Source organism: Ochrobactrum chromiisoli (assembly GCF_026241335.1).
In the GTDB taxonomy this organism is placed as follows: domain Bacteria; phylum Pseudomonadota; class Alphaproteobacteria; order Rhizobiales; family Rhizobiaceae; genus Brucella; species Brucella chromiisoli.
The window spans coordinates 975,715-994,404 of the sequence record NZ_JAPHAV010000001.1 but is presented as its reverse complement, the minus strand read 5'-3'; the positions used below and the strand labels follow the sequence as shown (position 1 = coordinate 994,404).

Here is an 18,690-nt window from a genome sequence, read left to right as displayed (position 1 = left end):
CTTTTTAAGCCAATCGCAGCGTAATTGCACCCAATACGATCAGCCCTGCGGCCAGAAAACGCGGCAAGCCAATTTTCTCTTTGAGAATGGATGCAGAAATAAGAATACCAAACAAGATAGCTGTTTCTCTCAGAGCAGCAACAACAGCGATTGGGGCCATCGTCATGGCCCATAGCGCAAGACCATACGATAACAAAGTGCCTAAACCGCCGATCAGCGATGGCCGCCAGTGGTTTCGAATATAATGCAAGAAGCGATCCGGCTCACGATACAGAGCCCAGCCCGCCAGTGGAAATGCGTTCACCAGAAACAGCCAGAGCGTATAGGACAAAGTATGCCCCGATGCCCGCACGCCCACACCATCAATGATGGTGTAAGCTGCGATAAACCCCGCATTTGTAAGCGCAAGCAAAGCCGTCCTGCTTGATGTGCCACCATTGCGCCTTCGCGCGTCCAGCGCCATGGCCAGAACGCCAGCGCAAATCAGCATAACGCCAATCCAGCCACCCAAACCGATAGTTTCGCCAATCAACGGTGCACTGACCAGCGCCACCAGCAAAGGCGGCGTTCCGCGCATGATCGGATAGGCTTCGCTCATATCGCCTGATTTATAGGCGGCGGCGACCAGCGACATGTAGAATATCTGCGTGATGGTCGAAAGCGCAATATAGATCCAGCTTGAGGGATGCGGTAAAGGCAGAAATGGCAGAAAGAAAACTGCAATCAGTCCGGCTGCGCCGACCACACAGGCAGCGGCAAAAAACTTGTCGCCCCCTCCTTTAACAATAGCGTTCCAACTTGCGTGGAAAAACGCGCCGCAAAGGACAATCAGCAGAACAGTACCGGACATGAAAGACACGACTCGAATAAGAGCAGATGATGAGCGTTGTATCTCACATTTCGCAGCACTGGGATATTGCCGAAAGCGACGAGGCATGAAACAAGCGCGAATATGAATTACCGTCACGCCTATCACGCCGGGAACTTTGCCGATGTCGTCAAACACGTCATCCTTTCCCGCATCATCGAATATCTCAAGCGCAAGGAACAAGCCTTCCGCGTGGTCGATACCCATGCAGGCATAGGCCTCTATGATCTGCGTGGCACGGAGGCCGGCAAGACTGGCGAATGGATCGGCGGTATTCGCCGCATCATGGATGCCGTTGAAAAGGCTGAAATCCCGCCACAAGCAATCGAACTGCTTGAGCCTTATCTCGATGCCGTTCGGTCGGTCAATAAGGGCAATGAGCTGAAACACTATCCCGGCTCGCCGCTTCTTACGCGCCATCTTCTGCGCAAACAGGATCGTCTGTCGGCGCTGGAGCTGCATCCGCAGGATGCCAAGAAACTGGCGAAACTGTTTGATGGTGATTATCAGGCGCGGGTCATTGCGCTTGATGGCTGGCTGTCGCTTGGAGCGCATATGCCGCCCAAAGAAAAGCGTGGGCTTGTTCTGGTCGATCCGCCATTCGAGATAGAAGGCGAGTTTGATCGTCTCGTCGATGGGCTTGTGAAGGCTTACAAACGCTTTCCCGGCGGGACTTATGCGCTGTGGTATCCGGTCAAAGACCGGAAAGAGACTGACCGATTCACAAAGCGCCTGCGGGAAACCGAGATCCCGAAAATCATGAAGATCGAGCTTGCGATTCGCGCACCATCTTCCGAACCGCGCCTTGATGGGACCGGGATGATTGTCGTCAATCCGCCTTACACACTCGAAAGTGAGATGCAAATCCTGCTTCCCTGCCTTACCAAATTACTTGCGGAAGAAAAGGGGAGCAATTTCAGCATTCAATGGATACGCAGCGAGACGGATCGCACTTGACCGCTGGCCATTGCTGAAAGAAACTGCACCTGAGTTTGAAAAGCGAGCGTCATGCTCGAATTGTAAGACAGGATAGAGATATGCAACGCAAGTTGGATCGCATCGGACAGTTTTCTAGGGCAGCATTTCTCTCTGCTTCGGCCATTCCGCTGACGTTTGCCTCCCTGCCCGCAAGTGCTGCCGACTATTTGGCGCCGGCACCAGCCGTTGTTGGCGATGCAGGTTTGTGCAATCAGCAAAGCGTACTGCGCCGCGTGGTTTCTGATTTCGGCTATCAGGTTCGCCATGTGCCACATCTGCCGCAGGTTGGCATAACCGCGATGAGCGATGTTCGTCTCACACGCTATGAGCCAAAAAACAATCCGGCCCAGATTGAGCGCACCTATTGTAAGGCAACAGCCGTTTTGAGCGATGGCCAGTATCGCCCGGTCTGGTACCTGGTTGAAGAAGGCCAGGGCTTTGCAGGCGTGGGCAGCAATGTTGAATTCTGCGTCGACGGCTTTGACCGCTGGTATGTCTTCGACGCCAGCTGCCGCGTCCTGCGCTGATCGTGTCAGCGATGCTGCGCAAACTGGCGGCGATAACCGCCGCCCTTCTTGCCACTTCCCTTTCAGCGCTATCAGCAATGGCGCAGGACCGGGGCAATAGCCGCCCCGGTGATTTCGATTTCTATGTTCTCTCCCTTTCATGGTCGCCAAGCTATTGCACTCTTGAAGGGCCAAGAGCCAACAAACAGCAATGCGGGACGTCGCGCCCCTTCGGCTTCGTCGTGCATGGTCTTTGGCCACAGAACGAATGGGGCTATCCGGCCAATTGCCAGTTGGACAATAGCCGCAGTCGCGACAGTTTCGTTCCCCGGCAAATTGTTTCCAGCGTATCCGACATTATGCCATCGACAGGTCTGATTGCGCATCAGTGGCGCAAGCATGGAAGCTGTTCAGGTCTTGCGCAGGACGAATATTTTTCGACAATCCGTCAGGCTTATGAGCAAGTGAACATTCCGCCCAGCCTCCGCAATCTTGCGATCTCGCGCCGCGTTGATCCTATGCTGGTGGAAAAGGCCTTCATTGCGGCTAATCCGGGCATGAAGCAGGATGGTATATCCATTTCCTGCAATCGAAATTATTTGCAGGAAGTCCGAATCTGCATGACGAAAGACCTTAAATTTCGGCCCTGCGAACAAATTAACAATAATGCATGTCGCAGCCGTTCCGTTCTGATGCCAGCGACGCGATAATCTTAACCTCAGGAATAATAATGACTCAGATCCTTTATTCTCCCGCCTCGCCCTATAGCGCGAAGGTAAGAATGGCCGCCGCTTATGCACAAGTTCCATTTGAAAGCGTGGTTGTGACAACCTCTGCTGAGCCAGAAAATCTTATCAACGCCAATCCACTTGGGAAAATTCCAACACTCATCACCGATGACGGAAAGAGTGTTTTCGATAGCCGTGCGATTATGCAGTACCTTAATCGCGTATCAGGCAACAAAATTTTCCCGCGCAATGCAGAAAAGCGTACCGATGCCGAACGCTTTGAAGCCATCGCGGATGGCCTGTCTGACGTCCTTCTCGCCCATGTCTATGAGCGCCGCTCACGTCCTGAAGACAAAATTCATCAGCCCTGGCTCGACCTGCAATGGCGCAAGGCTGAACGTGCGCTTGATCTTTTAAACGAAGCCCCGCCGCGTCTTGCGGCTAAGTTGCATGGTGGCCATCTGGCCCTGGCGGCCACGCTCGGTTATCTGGCGCTGCGCTTTGAAGGCAAATGGGAGCGTGGACGGCCAAAGCTCAAGCGCTGGATGAAGCGGTTCGAAGAGCTGCACCCCGAACTCTCAAAGCTGCTGCCTCACGCTTAAAAAATAAAATAAAAAAACCGGGCAGTTTCCTGCCCGGTTTTTTCGTTCAATTACGAAGTCATTAGAACTTGTAGCCGATACCGACGCGAACGTCCTGTGTGTCGAGCTTGTTACGAACCGATTCGTTGCCGAGGTCGTAGGTCTTGTTACCGAACTGGGTGTAGCGGTATTCAACGCGGCCCAGAATGTTGTCGGTAAGCTTAGCTTCCATACCAACGCCTGCTGTCCAACCAACGCGGAACTTGCTTTCGTCGTCAACAGCATTGCTGAGCTTGATCTGCGAACCAGCAACACCAGCAGTTACGTAAGGCATAACTGGGTTCAGGTCGTAACCGAGACGGCCACGGAGCGAGCCTTCAAAGCCCTGCTTAACTTCCAGACCATCGCGGGACTTCTTAGCCCAAGAGTAACCTGCGTCACCTTCAACACCGTATACGAACTGATCCTGCTGGAAGTTCCAGCCAGCATAAGCACCGGTTTTCCAGTCATTAGGCTTAATTGTAGGATCGCTGAAAACGGACGATTCGTTCTTCGCCTTGTTCCAGCCGTAGCCGAGGTACAAACCAGTGTAACCGCCGGCCCAGGTGTACTGAGGAGCCATTTCAACTGGAGCAGGAACAGGAGGCTGTTCCATGATCGCGTCTGCTGCGAAAGCAGTTGCAGAGAACGGCAGCAGCGCAGCCGAGGCGATTACGAGAGACTTAAGAGTGCGCATTGCATTCTCCTTCAATAAATTACCTTTAGCGCGGTCCCTTATCGGGCGGACAGCAATTGGGAGTGATCCATCCATGCCGCGCTGACAGGACAGACATATCGTTGGTAATTGCGGCATGATCTTTCCGCTTCTGTGGAAAGAACCTGTCGAGAACATGGCAAAACTGTGATGTTGCATTCTGGCAACGCCTCGATATTGCCCCTATATTACGGCTTGCAACACCGAAAGCGTTGCTTGAAGACAAGGTGATGAAACTGAAACCACTGAATTTGTTAGTTTTTTGTCAGTGGAGGTCATCAGAGTTTCAGTTTTACGCTGTATTTTTCCCGGTAAGATGGCAAGAATCGAAGCGATGAATCACGATAAGAAAGTGTTTACCCTGTTGGAAAATCCGCAAACCAATCCGCTTGCAACTTGCCCAGTTCTGGTGACCGGCGGGGCACGGCGCATAGGCAAAGCCATGGTGGAAGACCTGGCTGCTCTGGGTTTTCCTGTCGCGATTCACTATAATCGTTCCGCCGAAGAAGCTCGTGTTCTTGCGGATCAGATCATGGCAAAAGGCGGAAAGGCCTGCATTGTCAAAGCTGATCTTGCCGATGAGAATGATGTTAGAGGTTTAATCGCACGGGCTTCCAACAAGATTGGGCCGATTCGTCTGCTCGTTAACAATGCCTCATTGTTTGAAGATGATCGGGTTGGCAGTCTCGATATGCAGCTTTGGGATCGCCACTTTGCAATTCATCTGAAAACCCCGGTGATTCTCGCTGAAGAAATGGCAAAAGCCCTCCCCGATGGCAGCGATGGCCTTATTATCAATGTGATTGACCAGCGCGTCTGGAAGCTCAATCCACAATTCTTTTCCTATACGCTTTCTAAAACTGCGTTGTGGAACGCCACAAAAACGCTGGCGCAGGCGCTGGCCCCGCGCATTCGGGTCAATGCCATAGCTCCTGGCCCCACACTTCCCAGCGAGAGGCAGAGCGTGGATGATTTTGAGTTGCAGGTCAGCCGTCTGCCGTTGGCACGCGCGCCCGATTTGTCAGAATTTGGACGTACTATTCGCTACTTCTGGGAAAGCCGATCGGTGACAGGACAGATGATCGCGCTTGATAGTGGGCAGCATCTGGCGTGGGAAACGCCGGATATAGCAGGAATTACGGAATGAATGACCCGCGCAAGCCCCATGACGATGCTCCAAACCTGCCATCGAATGATGAAGAGGATGCGGCTGGCATTGTCATCGATGATGCAGACATGGATGAAGACGATGACGGCGATCTGGAAGGGATCGTGCCTGTCGCACCGATTGCCGATTCTATTGAGTGGGATTCATCGGAAGGGCTGCCGGATACAAAAGGCCTGAGCGGCGCCGACATCATCAATGCATTCGTGAGGCATCTGCCAAACAATCCTGGCGTTTATCGGATGTTTAACAGCGCCGGCGATGTCCTCTATGTTGGCAAGGCGCGCAGTCTGAAAAAACGCGTTTCCAATTATGCGCGCGGCATTGGACATTCCAACCGCATCACACGCATGATCAGCGAAACGACAACAATGGAATTTGTTGTCACCCGCACGGAGACGGAAGCGCTGCTGCTTGAAGCGAATCTTATCAAGCGTTTGCGGCCACGATTTAATGTGCTGCTGCGTGACGATAAGTCATTTCCCTATATTCTGTTGAGCGGAAACCACCGCGCACCCGGCATTTTCAAGCACCGCGGCGCCCGCACGCGCAAGGGAGAATATTTCGGACCATTTGCGTCCGGCGGTGCTGTTACCCGCACAATCAATGCATTGCAGCGCGCCTTTTTGCTGCGCACCTGCACAGATTCAGTATTCGAAACACGCACCCGCCCCTGCCTGCTTTACCAGATCAAGCGTTGTTCGGGCCCATGCACGCATGAGATCAGCGACGAGGGTTATGCAGAGCTTGTGAGCGAAGCCAAAGCCTTCCTGTCGGGTAAAAGCCAGAACGTCAAAGACCATCTTGCAAAAGCCATGCAGGCGGCATCTGCTGATCTCGATTTCGAACATGCAGCCGTTTATCGTGATCGCCTTTCAGCGCTTTCACATGTGCAATCGCATCAGGGCATCAATCCGCAGACTGTCGAAGAAGCCGATGTGTTTGCCATCCATCAGGAAGGCGGCATGACCTGTATTCAGGTCTTCTTCTTCCGCACCGGCCAAAACTGGGGCAACCGCGCCTATTTCCCGAAAGCCGACAGCTCGCTCGGACCTGCGGAGGTTCTCGGTGCCTTCCTTTCGCAATTTTATGATGACAAGCCCTGCCCGAAGCTGGTTCTGCTTTCGCAAAGCATTGAGGATCAGACGCTTCTCGCAGAAGCCTTATCCACCCGAGCCAATCATCGCGTTCACGTCACTGTGCCGCAACGTGGCGAAAAGAAAGAGCTGACTGATCACGCTTTGACCAATGCCCGCGAAGCACTGGGACGTCGATTGGCCGAGACGTCTTCGCAAACACGGTTGCTCAAAGGGCTGGCCGAAACCTTTGGCCTGCCGCATGTACCACGCCGCATCGAGGTCTATGATAACTCGCATATCATGGGAACGAATGCTGTCGGCGGTATGATCGTTGCCGGACCGGAAGGCTTCGTGAAGAATCAGTATCGCAAGTTCAATATTAAATCGACGGACATCACGCCGGGCGATGATTTTGGCATGATGCGCGAAGTGATCGAACGGCGGTTTTCACGGCTGGTCAAGGAACATGGCGAGCCTGAGCCTGTAAGCGATGCGGAAACCAACGACGCCTTCCCTTCATGGCCGGATGTCGTGCTTATCGATGGTGGTCAGGGGCAAGTGGGCGCGGTGCGCCAGATTCTTGGTGAACTGGGTATCAGCCATCTTGTGACGGCCATCGGCATTGCCAAGGGCGTTGATCGCGAAGCGGGACGGGAACGCTTTTTCGTGGAAGGCAAGCCGGCCTTTACGCTGCCACCGCGCGATCCTGTGCTCTATTTCATTCAGCGTATGCGCGATGAAGCCCATCGCTTTGCCATCGGCACGCATCGCGCGCGCCGCAAAAAAGAAATGGTCGCCAATCCGCTTGATGAAATTTCGGGAATCGGTCCAACGCGCAAGCGTGCCCTTCTCCACCATTTCGGCACGGCCAAAGCCGTTTCCAGAGCGGCGATTGAAGACCTGATGCAGATTGATGGCATATCGGAAGCCATGGCGCGCACGATTCACGATCATTTTCACGACCGATGACGTAATTTTGTCCGGGTTTCGGCAACTATTCCTCCAAGGGCGTCATTACGTCCCGGAAGAACACATGAGCAGGTGTTGATTTTCTCGGTCATCCCTGTTGTTGTGCACGAATAACGAATGCGACGGTGCTATGCGGAAAAATCACACTCTCTCCTTGCCAAACATACTGACTTACGCACGGATTATCGCCGTGCCACTTGTCGTTTTGTGCTTTTTTGTGGAGGGCAGTCTTCAATCAAGTGACACGTCGCGCTGGACCGCACTGGCAATTTTTGCCATCGCCAGCATCACTGATTTCTTTGATGGTTATCTTGCCCGCATCTGGCAGCAAACATCGACCATCGGCCGTATGCTTGACCCAATCGCTGACAAGCTTCTGGTTTCGGCATGTCTTTTGCTGCTGGCAGCCGATGGCACCATCGCCGGATGGACGCTGTGGGCAGCCATCATCATTCTCTGCCGTGAAATTCTTGTTTCGGGACTGCGTGAATATCTTGCCGAGCTGAAAGTCAGCGTACCGGTTTCGAAACTAGCAAAATGGAAGACAACCGCACAGATGGTTGCTCTGGCCTTTCTGCTGGCGGGGCCCGCTGGCGAAAAAATCCTGCCCTATACGACTGAGATCGGCATTGTTCTGCTTTGGATTTCTGCAATCCTGACACTCTACACGGGCTGGGATTATTTCCGCGCAGGCCTTAAGCACGTCATGGATTGATAATTATGCGCATTAAGCTCGTCTATTTCGCCTGGGTGCGTGAAAAGATCGGCAAGGGAGAGGAAGCCATCGAACTTGCCTGCGAGACAATCACCGTCGGAGATCTGATCGCACACCTCAAAAGCCTTGGCGAAGAATATGACGCTGCGCTTGAGCATGAAATGGTTATTCGCGCCGCGATTAATCAGGAGCACGCTGACCATGATGAACTGGTCAGAGACGGCAATGAAGTGGCGCTTTTTCCACCTATGACCGGTGGTTGAAATGGTGCAGCCTGACATCTGCCCTCTCTTCATTGATATCCGTGATGCCGACTTCGACATGGCCGTGGAAGTCCGAAAGCTTAGCGATGGTCGGACGGATATAGGTGCGATTGTCAGCTTCACGGGCCTTTGTCGCGATGAAGGCGGTACGCTTGCCGCGCTTGAACTTGAACATTATCCCGGCATGGCACAGGCGGAGATTCGCCGCATCGCGGAGCAAGCGATAGCGCGTTGGCCGCTCTGTGGCGTTTCGATCATTCATCGCTACGGCCTTATCAAGCCCGGCGAAAACATCGTTCTCGTTGTCACAGCATCGTTGCATCGTCAGGTGGCCTTTGAGGCCGCATCCTATCTCATGGATTTCATGAAAACCGGAGCCCCCTTCTGGAAGCGCGAGCATCTGATGGATGGAAAAATCGGCGGCTGGGTCGAATCAAAAGCCAAAGACGAGCAAAGCCGCCAGCGCTGGCAGAAAGACTGAAAAGCGAACCCAAGAAGTCGCCCGCAACATTCTTTTTCCAATTTATCAGATATCGTAAGACGCATTTAATGGCGAATTAACTATTTAACCCCCTAAAATATGGGAACTATTGACGGCATAAAATCACACCGCCACAATTTTCACATGAAGCAACGGTTAATGTTTGCCTCATTCGTCATGGTGTCGCGCGAATTCGGTTGCCTTGAACATCCGGTAACATGTCTGCAGCCGCATGACTAAAAATTGGGGGAACGAAAGTTTTAAATTTGGCAATGGCAAAAGGTCTGACAAAAACCCTTTCTATCGTGGCAGCGCTCACTGCCGGCATTGGCATGCTTGGTGGTGCCGCAATGTTTGTCACAACATCAATGCCAACCGCGAGTATTGCTGCCGAAAAGACAATCAGCGGCAAGGCCTCCTATCGTGAGCGCATTGCGCTTCCCCCCGAAGCGCACCTTATCGTGCAGCTCATTGATGTTTCTCGCGCGGACGCTCCTTCCAAGACAATTGGGGAGACACGGATAGAAGCACCACAAGGCTCACCGATCCCCTTTGCGATCAGCTTCGATACAGACCAACTCGAACCACAGCACAGCTATGCCTTGCAGGCACGCATTGCTGCCGGTGATACCTTATGGTTTGTCACTGACGAGCGTTACACGGTTGATCCCAAAAATGTCACAGCCCCCATCGAACTCAAGCTCGTTATGGTCCGTAAAGGCACAGACGATGCCGTTGCAATCGGGATCGAAGGCAAAGACTGGCTCGCAGAGGATATTCAGGGCGGCGGCGTCATCGATACTGCCCAGACCACTCTTATGGTTGATTCCGATGGCACAGTGAGCGGCTCCGGCGGTTGCAACCGTTTCATGAGCAAGGCAACGATATCAGGCAGCAATATTTCTTTCGGTGAAATTGGTTCGACCTACATGCAGTGCCCACCTGCACTGATGAATCAAGAACGCAAGTTCCTCGATGTGCTCGGCAAAACACGTTCATACAAAATGGATTCTGGAAAACTTGTCCTGATTGATGAGAGCGGCGACGAGTTGGCAAGGCTTGCACAGAGCCTTTGATCGTCTCAAATGCCGCAATAAAATAAGCCCGGTCTTGCGACCGGGCTTTTTCAATCCATCTGACTTCTTTATTGCATTATCCTACGCAAAACCGCGCTGCACTTTTGCTGGAAATGCTGAATTAGCCGACGATTTCTGTACCGGAGAACCAGTAAGCGATTTCTTCAGCAGCCGTTTCAGGAGCGTCCGAACCATGAACCGAGTTTTCGCCGATCGACAGTGCGAATTCCTTGCGGATCGTGCCAGCGTCTGCGTTTTCCGGGTTGGTTGCGCCCATGACTTCACGGTTCTTGGCAATTGCGTTTTCGCCTTCGAGAACCTGAACGATTGTCGGACCCGAAGACATCGAGTCGACCAGTTCACCAAAGAAAGGACGCTCTTTATGAACTGCGTAAAAGCCTTCAGCTTCGCGGCGGCTCATCCAGACGCGCTTGGAAGCAACAACGCGCAGACCAGCTTCTTCAAGCTTGGCAGTAATCGCACCGGTCAGGTTGCGGCGGGTTGCATCAGGCTTGATCATGGAGAAAGTACGTTCGATTGCCATATGACACCTTGTATGATGGAAAATTCGGAAAGTGGGGTTCTATAACCGTGATAGGCCCGATTGCCAAGGGGGAGCGCCTCACCCAACGCGCTTATCAGCTTGAGAGAGCAGAAAATTGGCTGCATAGAAGGGTAATTCGATTCACCAGAGCGTCATATGTCTTTCGGGATGCAAAATAGCTGCTCTGTCGTTATGTCTTTGGCGTTATCTCATACAAAGACGCTGTGCGCTTTTGCTGGAAATGCCTTCGGGGGGAAAAATCATGGAACAGCACTTTTTAATGTTCGCTCATTACAATCACTGGGCCAATGACTTGCTCTATTCAGCAGCGGCTGATCTGAGCGACATCGACTATCGAGTAGATCTCGGCCTGTATTTTGGATCGATACACCGCACGTTTAATCACTTGCTGGTCACAGACCGCATCTGGATGAAGCGCTTTACCGGCGAAGGCGACCATCCCAACCAGCTTGATGCAATTATCACTGATGATTTTATAAAGCTCCGCACCATGCGAAAGGCTGAAGATGAGCGCATCTGTAAATATGTTGAAAGCATGAATGCTGAACAACTTGCTGGACGCTTCACCTACATGACAGCAACCAATGTGCGAACGATCAGCCAGCGGGTCGCCCCGGCACTCGCCCATCTCTTCAACCATCAAACGCACCATCGTGGGCAAATCCATGCAGGACTCACACGGTTGCGTGCGGATGCGCCATCGCTTGATCTTATTCAGTTTCAGCGCAGCGAAGCGGGCCGCCGTTTCGCCTGATAGCGAATAGTTGATACTTGCGGAAATATCTCAAGCCGTGCAAAAGCCTTTTCACCATGCTTATTCTTGACGACATCTCCGTACGAATCGCCGGACGCCTCCTGATCGACCACGCCAGCATCACGCTGCCAGCGGGTTCGAAGACAGGTTTTGTCGGCCGCAACGGCACCGGAAAATCGACCCTGTTTCGTGTCATCACCGGCGATCTCGCCTCTGAGACCGGCAGTATTTCCCTGCCGAAAAATACACGTATTGGTCAAGTAGCGCAGGAAGCGCCCGGCACAGAAGATGCGCTCATTGAAATCGTCATGAAAGCGGACAAGGAACGTGCAGCGCTTCTTGAAGAGGCGGAGACGGCAACCGACCCGCACCGGATTGCTGAAATTCATACACGCCTTGCTGACATCAATGCCCATTCAGCGGAAGCGCGCGCAGGCGCGATCCTGTCAGGTCTTGGTTTCAACGCCGAAGCACAGCGCCGCCCCGCTTCCGCCTTCTCAGGCGGCTGGCGTATGCGCGTGGCGCTTGCAGCCGTGCTTTTTGCCGAACCCGATCTGTTGCTGCTCGACGAGCCGACCAACTATCTCGATCTTGAAGGCGTGTTGTGGCTGGTTGATTATGTGAAGCGTTATCCGCACACCGTCATCATCATCAGCCATGATCGCGATCTGCTCAATTCGGCTACATCGTCAATTATGCATCTCGACCAGAAGAAAATCAGCTTCTGGCGCGGCAATTATGATCAGTTCGAACGGCAGCGCCACGAAATGCTGGAGCTTCAGCAAAAGGCCCATGCCAAGCAGGAAGCGCACCGCAAGCATATGGAATCCTTTGTAGAGCGGTTCCGCGCCAAGGCGACCAAGGCACGTCAGGCACAATCGCGCATGAAGGCTCTGGAAAAGCTCAAGCCCATTGAGCTTTATGTTGAAAGCAATGTGCAGCCATTTCGTTTTCCCGATGCAGAGAAGAAAGCCGCTTCGCCGATTATCGCATTGGATAATGCCGATGTCGGTTATGTGCCGGGCAAGCCGGTTTTGCGCAACGTGACGCTGCGTATCGACAATGATGACCGCATTGCACTGCTCGGTTCAAACGGCAACGGTAAGTCGACGCTTGCCAAGCTGATTGCCGGTCGGTTGCAGCCGGAAAAAGGAACGCTGACGCTTTCGCCCAATCTGAAAGTGGCGTTCTTTGCGCAACATCAGATGGATGATCTCATTCCGGAAGACAATGCAATTGAGCATGTGCGCAAGCTCATGCCGGGCGAGCCGGAAGCAAAGGTGCGTGCGCGTGTTGCCCAGATGGGGCTTTCGACAGAAAAGATGCTGACACCTGCCAGAGATCTCTCTGGTGGTGAAAAAGCACGTCTTCTGATGGGGCTTGCAACCTTCCATGGTCCGAACCTGCTGATCCTCGACGAACCGACCAACCATCTCGACATCGACAGCCGTGAAGAACTGGTTCATGCGCTCAATGCCTTCAATGGCGCCGTTATCCTGATTGCGCATGACCGTCACCTGATCGAAGCAACCATGGAACGTCTGTGGCTGGTGCGTGAAGGGGCTGTGAAGGCATTTGATGGCGATCTGGACGAATATCGCCAGATCGTTCTGGCCGATGCCAAGGGCGAACAGGTTTCAGAGCGCGACGAAGGGCCGAAGATCAACAAGGCAGAGCAGCGCAAGCTTGCCGCCCAGAAGCGTGAGACATTCGCGCCCTTGCTCAAAAAGATCAAGGAAACCGAGAACTTGATGCAGAAACTGCAGAAACAGATTCAAGGGTTCACCACGCAATTGGAAGACCCCGCCCTTTATGAGAAAGAGCCACAGAAGGCGATACGCCTCAACAAGGAAATGAGCGAAGCAAAATCAGCGCTTGCCGATGCGGAAGACAAATGGCTGGAAATGTCTTCCGAATATGAAGAAGCAATGGCCGAATAAGTTTCTATTCAACCCGCCGTCGAATGCGCGTGCGCATCAGCGCATAGACACCGAGCACACCAAGGATGAGTCCGATCGTTGTATAAGTCTCATCCGCTTCCTCAGCACCGCGTCTCAGCACGAGTTCGGCCTTTGAGAGTTGCAAACCATCCGTATTGCCCTGAACAGCGTGAAATGCATAAGTGCCAGACAAGACAGGATCGATATCGCCTGCACTCTGACGCAAAACACTTCCATCCTGCGGACGATCCGTGTTGATGGAACTGCTGCCCGAAGCAAAATCCAACCCCTGAGAAAGAACTGGGAAACCATCGCGGCTGACAGCCAGAGTTATCGCCGAACGGCGTTCAGCTGGTACATAGCCCGGCAATGGCGTGGCATCCACGAAAATACGAACCGGTGCATCGCTCGCTTCAAGCTTAACTTCCTGTGTAATGAAGCCAGCCTGACGGCTTTCAAGAATCGGCCAGCGCCCAATCTCATCGCCTGTGAAATGGCGCATATACCATGGGTAGCCGAGGGCTAAACCGAAGCCCACCACAATCATTGCGATAAAGACGGCACGCATCAGGCTTTGCGCTCCCAACGACGATCCGTTGTCTGTTGCCAATAGGTCAAATCGTGGTTCCCCATCTTGAAAGTTTTCCACTGGGCGCGCGCATTTTCAAGCTGCTCCTGATTATGACCATCAAACATGACAACCAGCCGATCATAAGGGCTTGCATCTTCAAGCGCCGCCCCCTCCACAAGAAAGCGGACAGTGGCGCCATTCAAATTGGCTTGCGATGTGGTCAGCAAGACCGGCTGATGCTCAGCAAGCGGCTCATGATCGGTGCCATGGGCCACAAAAGACGTATCCGAGAAAGTCCACAAAAGACTGTCTAAAGCGTCACGCCGTTCCTCGGTCACAGCCTGAATGACGACGCGCCATCCACGTGTTATCGAACGTTCGACAAGGCCCGGAAGCGCTTCATCCAGCGTCGATTCTGTGAGGTGATAAAAGAGAATTTCAGCCATGCGCTCTTTGTATAGGATTTGGCGGGGCTGAGAAAGCGATTCACCTTCTCAGCCCATACCGTTGTTTCTGAATCGAAATCAGCTTTCGAAGTTATCCCGCACAAGACGGTCCAGCAGACGAACGCCATACCCCGACGCCCAGGTCTGGCTGTATTCGTTGGTTGGGGATGCCATCGCCGTTCCCGCCACATCAAGATGCGCCCAAGGTGTATCACCGACAAAGCGCTTGAGGAACTGTGCTGCCGTAATTGAGCCGGCGTAGCGACCCGAACTGTTTTTCATGTCGGCAAACTTGGAATCGATCATCTTGTCGTATTCCTTGCCCATCGGCATACGCCACAGCTTTTCACCTGTTGCCTGACCAGCGTCATAAAGCTGGTCTGCGAGCTCATCATCATTGGAGAACAGACCCGCATGGTGTGTGCCAAGCGCCACGAGAATCGCACCCGTCAGCGTCGCCAGATTGATAATGAACTGCGGCTTGAAGCGATCATTGGTGTAATAAAGTGCATCTGCCAGCACGAGACGGCCTTCGGCATCCGTGTTGATGACTTCGATCGTCTGGCCGGACATTGACGTTACAATGTCGCCGGGGCGCTGCGCATTGCCATCCGGCATATTTTCGACAAGGCCAATAACACCGATTGCATTGACCTTCGCCTTGCGTCCTGCGAGCGCCCGCATCAATCCGGTGACAGCAGCAGCGCCGCCCATGTCACCTTTCATTTCTTCCATGCCAGCGGCAGGCTTGATCGAGATGCCGCCCGTATCAAACACCACGCCTTTACCGACAAACGCGACCGGCTTTTCCTTGGCTTTGGCACCCTGCCATTCCATGACAACGAGACGTGGTGGGCGAACAGAGCCCTGCGCGACCCCCAGCAAAGAGCCCATGCCCAGCTTCTTCATTTCCTTTTCGCCGAGAACCTCGACCTTCACGCCAAGCTTTTCAAGCTTCTGCGCTTCCTCAGCAAACTCGACAGGGCCAAGAATGTTGGCTGGCTCATTGACCAGATCGCGTGCTTTGAGCACGCCATCGGCAACGGCGTCAGCAACTTCAAGGGCTCTTTTGGCGCTATGAACATCAGCAACGTGAATGTGAACCTTTGCAGAATGCTTTGGCTCGTTGTTTTCTTCATTTTTGCGGGTTTTATAACGATTGAAGTCATAAGAACGCAGAATCATGCCCAGAGCCACATCGCCTGCTTCGTCGCCAGCGATTGTGGTTTCCGGCAGTGCAAGCGTGAGTGTCGCGCGTTCTGCCTTGCCGATTCGCGAAAATGCGGCTCCGCCAATTTTGACCCAGTCGTCATTACCAAGTTCGCCGGGGTCGCCCGCACCAACCAAAACGATCTTATCAATACCGCCTTCCGTCGTTTCAATGGCTTCGGCAGTTTTGCCCAAAGCACCCGAAAAGCCAGAGATTTCAATGATGCGCGCAATTTTTTCTGACCCGCCAACGGCCTGCGCGGCTTCTTCTGAAAAGCCGCCGCCCTTGGCAACCAGAACGATGCTTACGCCTTTATGGGGGGCTGAAAATTCACTGAAAGAAATGGAAGGACGTTTCGACATAACAACTCCAAACAAACTCAGACCATGAGATGACACGATTGTGTCGCGACTTTTCCTTACTCATGTGAGACGAATATGGCGAAACGGCAAGAGTGACGTTCAATGAAAATCAGTTTTGCGTTAACTCGAATAAAAACTTGCGAGCCTTGGATATGAACCTATCTTGTCTTACAGCGAAAATAGATGAAAATGGGTTGCGTCGATTATTCCAATGGCTTTAGAGACACGGTCGCTGGTATCAACCAAAAAACTTTAGTAATCTGTTAACCTAATTTCTTTGGCTAATTTTAGCCAAGTCCAATTAGTGTAGCTGTTAATTTTCGAGCCACGATTCTGTTTAAGGGTCAGGCTTTTTCAACGGAACCAGGATGTAAACTCCACCCATGAGATTGATCGAGTTGTACATCCTGCGCCGCGTGGCGGTCATGTTCTTAGCGGTACTCGGTGCTGCTGTGGGCATTACGTGGACAGTGCAAGTGCTTCAACGTGTGGATTTTCTCACCACCAGCGGCCAGTCCATTCAGACAATCATCCAGTTCAGTTCGTTGCTTATTCCGTCTGCAATCCCTCTGGTTATGCCATTTGCGCTGATCATTGCCATTACGCAGACACTTTCGACGATGAACCAGGATTCCGAACTTGTCGTCATCAACGCCTCGGGCGCGCCACGCAGTGCCGTCATGCGTCCGATTTTGATACTCGCAGCGATTATCTCGCTCGTATCGTTTCTGGTTGCGAACTACGTCGATCCCTATGCGCGCATGAATATGCGAGCCATGATCGCCAATGCGAGTGCGGATATGCTCAATGTCGTTGTACAGGAAGGCAATTTCCGCAAACTCGCCGATAATCTTTATATCCAGATCGCAGAGCGCCACCCCGATGGCAGCATTGGCGGTCTGTTCATCGCTGATTCCCGCGACCCGACGCTTGATCTGATTTACTATGCAGCAGACGGCAACATTGCCACCACGCCCGCAGGCGACATGTTGCTGATGAAGGATGGGGAAGTCCAGCGCAGGGATGTTTCTGACGGTACGGTTTCGATCATCAAGTTCAATTCTTATGCATTTGATCTCAGCCAGTTCACATCGGCTGGCGACGATTTTGTTATTTATGCCAAGGATCGTCCGCTGTCCTATCTGCTTAACCCGGATCCGAACGATCCGATCCTGCAGACGCGTCCTCTTCGTTACAAAGCGGAATTGCATCGTCGCCTGACAGAATGGCTTTACCCAATTGTGTTTGCGATGATTGCCCTTGCCTATGCCGGTGACTCGCGCTCGCACCGCGAAGCCCGTGTCTCTGCGTCCTTCTCGGCGATCAGCACTGCATTGCTTGTCTATTGGGCTGGCTATTTCTCGGCTGACCGTGCGGACAAGGACGAAACCTATATTTTCATCATGTATCTGATACCGCTCGGTGTGATTCTGTTGACTGGTTTTGCCCTTTTCACGGGACGTCGTATCGGGCTTCCTGACAAGTGGAACGATCGCATTCTTGATGGCTTTGATCGCTTCAGGGGGTATGCCTCCGGCATTTATAATCGTGTGCTTGGCCGACTGCGTAAAAACTCAGGAGGGCACGCATGATTGGCTGGACCCTTGGGCGTTACTTCTTTGTCCGCTATGTGCAGATTACATTCTATTTTTTGCTCGGCATTTTCGCGCTGGCTCTGCTGCTCGACTTCACGGAAAACGCCAGCAAACTTGCAAATCTTCCGGGCTATTCCGTTTGGATCGCGCTTGGGATCTCTGCAATGCGCGTTCCCTTCATCATGCAGCAGATGATCCCCTTTGTGGCCTTGTTTTCCGCCATGGCGACGCTGATTTCGCTCAATCGTAAGTATGAACTTGTCGTTGCGCGTTCGGTCGGGGTTTCGGCATGGCAGTTCCTGCTGCCAGCTTGTTTTGGCGCTTTGCTGTTTGGTCTGGCGACGATCTTTATTCTCAATCCGTTTGCCGCTTACGGTTTCTCGAAAGCCGATGAAATCGCTTCCAACTGGAAGACTGGCAAAGTGACGGACGTATCAGCGTTGCGTGATCCATGGCTTCGACAGAAGACCGATGAAGGCGAAACGATTATTGGCGCCAAAAGCATTCTGGATCGCGGAGCAACGCTTGCCGATGCGACCTTTATTCAATTCGATGACAAGAAGAAAATCAGCAAACGCTATGATGCGCGCACCGCGAAGCTTATGGACGGTCACTGGGAACTGACCGACGTCACACAGTTTTCGCGCGGTGAAGAGCCGCGCAAAATGGAAAGCTTCAGTATTCCGACGCAGCTGCGCCCGGAATATGTGGAAGAAAAGCTCGCCTCCCCCGATACGATTCCGTTTACGCAATTGCGTCACAAGATCGAGGTTGCGCGTTCTTTCGGTTATTCGGCAAACGCATTTGACATGCAATACCAGTCACTTCTGGCCTTACCTGCGCTCTTGATGGCAATGACGCTCATTGCTGCAACAGTGTCGTTGAAATTTGTGCGCTTTGGTCAGTCCGGTGCGATGATTCTGGGTGGCGTTGTTGCTGGCTTCATGCTTTATGTCGTTTCAGTCTTGGTGAAGGCATTCGGGAATGCGGGATTCGTTCCGCCATTCGTTGCTGCCTGGGTTCCAGTTGTTATTGCGACATTTTTTGGTGTCTCCTTTTTGTTGCATAAGGAGGATGGTTAGTG

The 18,690-nt window shown here is 52.8% G+C and carries 20 protein-coding genes; 14 read left to right on the top strand and 6 right to left on the bottom strand.

Going from position 1 to position 18,690, the window contains the following annotated elements:
• Positions 1 to 4: 4 nt before the first annotated feature.
• The gene (locus OPR82_RS04765) at positions 5 to 850 is read right to left on the bottom strand and encodes a DMT family transporter (protein ID WP_265983319.1); all 846 of its coding nucleotides are present in this window, start codon (positions 848 to 850) and stop codon (positions 5 to 7) included.
• Between the two features lie 102 nt (positions 851 to 952).
• Here OPR82_RS04765 and OPR82_RS04760 point away from each other — a divergent pair, with 102 nt between their 5' ends.
• The 4 genes from OPR82_RS04760 to OPR82_RS04745 all read left to right on the top strand — a co-directional run bounded on the left by OPR82_RS04760 (position 953) and on the right by OPR82_RS04745 (position 3,682).
• Complete coding sequence (locus OPR82_RS04760; protein ID WP_265983318.1) at positions 953 to 1,825, top strand: 23S rRNA (adenine(2030)-N(6))-methyltransferase RlmJ; 873 nt, start codon at positions 953 to 955, stop codon at positions 1,823 to 1,825.
• A gap of 80 nt (positions 1,826 to 1,905) precedes the next feature.
• Positions 1,906 to 2,373, top strand: coding sequence for a phage portal protein (locus OPR82_RS04755; protein WP_265983316.1), 468 nt, complete (start codon positions 1,906 to 1,908; stop codon positions 2,371 to 2,373).
• Between the two features lie 11 nt (positions 2,374 to 2,384).
• Positions 2,385 to 3,062 (top strand): ribonuclease T2 family protein, encoded by a 678-nt coding sequence (locus tag OPR82_RS04750; protein WP_265983870.1) that lies wholly within the window; start codon positions 2,385 to 2,387, stop codon positions 3,060 to 3,062.
• Positions 3,063 to 3,082: 20 nt separating this feature from the next.
• Positions 3,083 to 3,682 carry a glutathione S-transferase gene (locus OPR82_RS04745; RefSeq protein WP_265983315.1) on the top strand — a complete coding sequence of 200 codons (600 nt, stop codon included), beginning with the start codon at positions 3,083 to 3,085 and terminating at the stop codon, positions 3,680 to 3,682.
• A 61-nt stretch (positions 3,683 to 3,743) separates the two neighbouring features.
• On the opposite strand, the gene omp25 is transcribed toward OPR82_RS04745, so the two are convergent.
• Positions 3,744 to 4,397 (bottom strand): outer membrane protein Omp25, encoded by a 654-nt coding sequence (omp25, locus tag OPR82_RS04740; RefSeq protein ID WP_265983314.1) that lies wholly within the window; start codon positions 4,395 to 4,397, stop codon positions 3,744 to 3,746.
• Positions 4,398 to 4,749: 352 nt separating this feature from the next.
• Here omp25 and OPR82_RS04735 point away from each other — a divergent pair, with 352 nt between their 5' ends.
• The 6 genes from OPR82_RS04735 to OPR82_RS04710 all read left to right on the top strand — a co-directional run bounded on the left by OPR82_RS04735 (position 4,750) and on the right by OPR82_RS04710 (position 10,163).
• Positions 4,750 to 5,562, top strand: coding sequence for an SDR family oxidoreductase (locus OPR82_RS04735; RefSeq protein WP_396996894.1), 813 nt, complete (start codon positions 4,750 to 4,752; stop codon positions 5,560 to 5,562).
• On the top strand, positions 5,559 to 7,628 hold the full coding sequence (gene uvrC / locus OPR82_RS04730) for an excinuclease ABC subunit UvrC (RefSeq protein WP_265983312.1): 2,070 nt from the start codon (positions 5,559 to 5,561) through the stop codon (positions 7,626 to 7,628). The genes OPR82_RS04735 and uvrC overlap by 4 nt, the downstream gene beginning before the upstream one ends.
• A 130-nt stretch (positions 7,629 to 7,758) precedes the next feature.
• On the top strand, positions 7,759 to 8,343 hold the full coding sequence (gene pgsA, locus OPR82_RS04725) for a CDP-diacylglycerol--glycerol-3-phosphate 3-phosphatidyltransferase (protein WP_265983311.1): 585 nt from the start codon (positions 7,759 to 7,761) through the stop codon (positions 8,341 to 8,343).
• Between the two features lie 5 nt (positions 8,344 to 8,348).
• The gene (moaD, locus tag OPR82_RS04720; RefSeq protein ID WP_265983309.1) at positions 8,349 to 8,606 is read left to right on the top strand and encodes a molybdopterin converting factor subunit 1; all 258 of its coding nucleotides are present in this window, start codon (positions 8,349 to 8,351) and stop codon (positions 8,604 to 8,606) included.
• 1 nt (position 8,607) lies between these two features.
• On the top strand, positions 8,608 to 9,087 hold the full coding sequence (locus tag OPR82_RS04715; protein ID WP_265983308.1) for a molybdenum cofactor biosynthesis protein MoaE: 480 nt from the start codon (positions 8,608 to 8,610) through the stop codon (positions 9,085 to 9,087).
• Between the two features lie 272 nt (positions 9,088 to 9,359).
• The gene (locus OPR82_RS04710) at positions 9,360 to 10,163 is read left to right on the top strand and encodes an META domain-containing protein (protein WP_265983306.1); all 804 of its coding nucleotides are present in this window, start codon (positions 9,360 to 9,362) and stop codon (positions 10,161 to 10,163) included.
• 121 nt (positions 10,164 to 10,284) lie between these two features.
• Here OPR82_RS04710 and ndk read toward each other — a convergent pair whose 3' ends face one another.
• Entirely contained in the window at positions 10,285 to 10,707 is a 423-nt protein-coding gene (ndk, locus tag OPR82_RS04705) for a nucleoside-diphosphate kinase (RefSeq protein ID WP_265983304.1), read from the bottom strand.
• A 262-nt stretch (positions 10,708 to 10,969) separates the two neighbouring features.
• Between ndk and OPR82_RS04700 the strand changes: the two genes are divergently transcribed.
• Complete coding sequence (locus tag OPR82_RS04700) at positions 10,970 to 11,482, top strand: DinB family protein (protein ID WP_265983303.1); 513 nt, start codon at positions 10,970 to 10,972, stop codon at positions 11,480 to 11,482.
• A gap of 56 nt (positions 11,483 to 11,538) precedes the next feature.
• Positions 11,539 to 13,422, top strand: a complete 1,884-nt coding sequence (locus tag OPR82_RS04695; protein ID WP_265983301.1) for an ABC-F family ATP-binding cassette domain-containing protein — start codon at positions 11,539 to 11,541, stop codon at positions 13,420 to 13,422.
• A gap of 4 nt (positions 13,423 to 13,426) precedes the next feature.
• Here OPR82_RS04695 and bspB read toward each other — a convergent pair whose 3' ends face one another.
• The 3 genes from bspB to OPR82_RS04680 form a co-directional block, all read right to left on the bottom strand.
• The gene (bspB, locus tag OPR82_RS04690) at positions 13,427 to 13,990 is read right to left on the bottom strand and encodes a type IV secretion system effector BspB (RefSeq protein ID WP_265983300.1); all 564 of its coding nucleotides are present in this window, start codon (positions 13,988 to 13,990) and stop codon (positions 13,427 to 13,429) included.
• On the bottom strand, positions 13,990 to 14,439 hold the full coding sequence (locus OPR82_RS04685; RefSeq protein WP_265983299.1) for a DNA polymerase III subunit chi: 450 nt from the start codon (positions 14,437 to 14,439) through the stop codon (positions 13,990 to 13,992). The genes bspB and OPR82_RS04685 overlap by 1 nt, the downstream gene beginning before the upstream one ends.
• 78 nt (positions 14,440 to 14,517) lie before the next feature.
• Positions 14,518 to 16,011, bottom strand: coding sequence for a leucyl aminopeptidase (locus OPR82_RS04680; protein WP_265983297.1), 1,494 nt, complete (start codon positions 16,009 to 16,011; stop codon positions 14,518 to 14,520).
• Between the two features lie 383 nt (positions 16,012 to 16,394).
• On the opposite strand from OPR82_RS04680, the gene lptF reads away from it, so the two are divergent.
• Together lptF and lptG are read left to right on the top strand one after the other, a co-directional pair.
• Positions 16,395 to 17,603 (top strand): LPS export ABC transporter permease LptF, encoded by a 1,209-nt coding sequence (gene lptF / locus OPR82_RS04675; protein ID WP_265983295.1) that lies wholly within the window; start codon positions 16,395 to 16,397, stop codon positions 17,601 to 17,603.
• Positions 17,600 to 18,688, top strand: coding sequence for an LPS export ABC transporter permease LptG (gene lptG / locus OPR82_RS04670; RefSeq protein WP_265983293.1), 1,089 nt, complete (start codon positions 17,600 to 17,602; stop codon positions 18,686 to 18,688). The genes lptF and lptG overlap by 4 nt, the downstream gene beginning before the upstream one ends.
• The last annotated feature ends 2 nt before the right edge of the window (positions 18,689 to 18,690 follow it).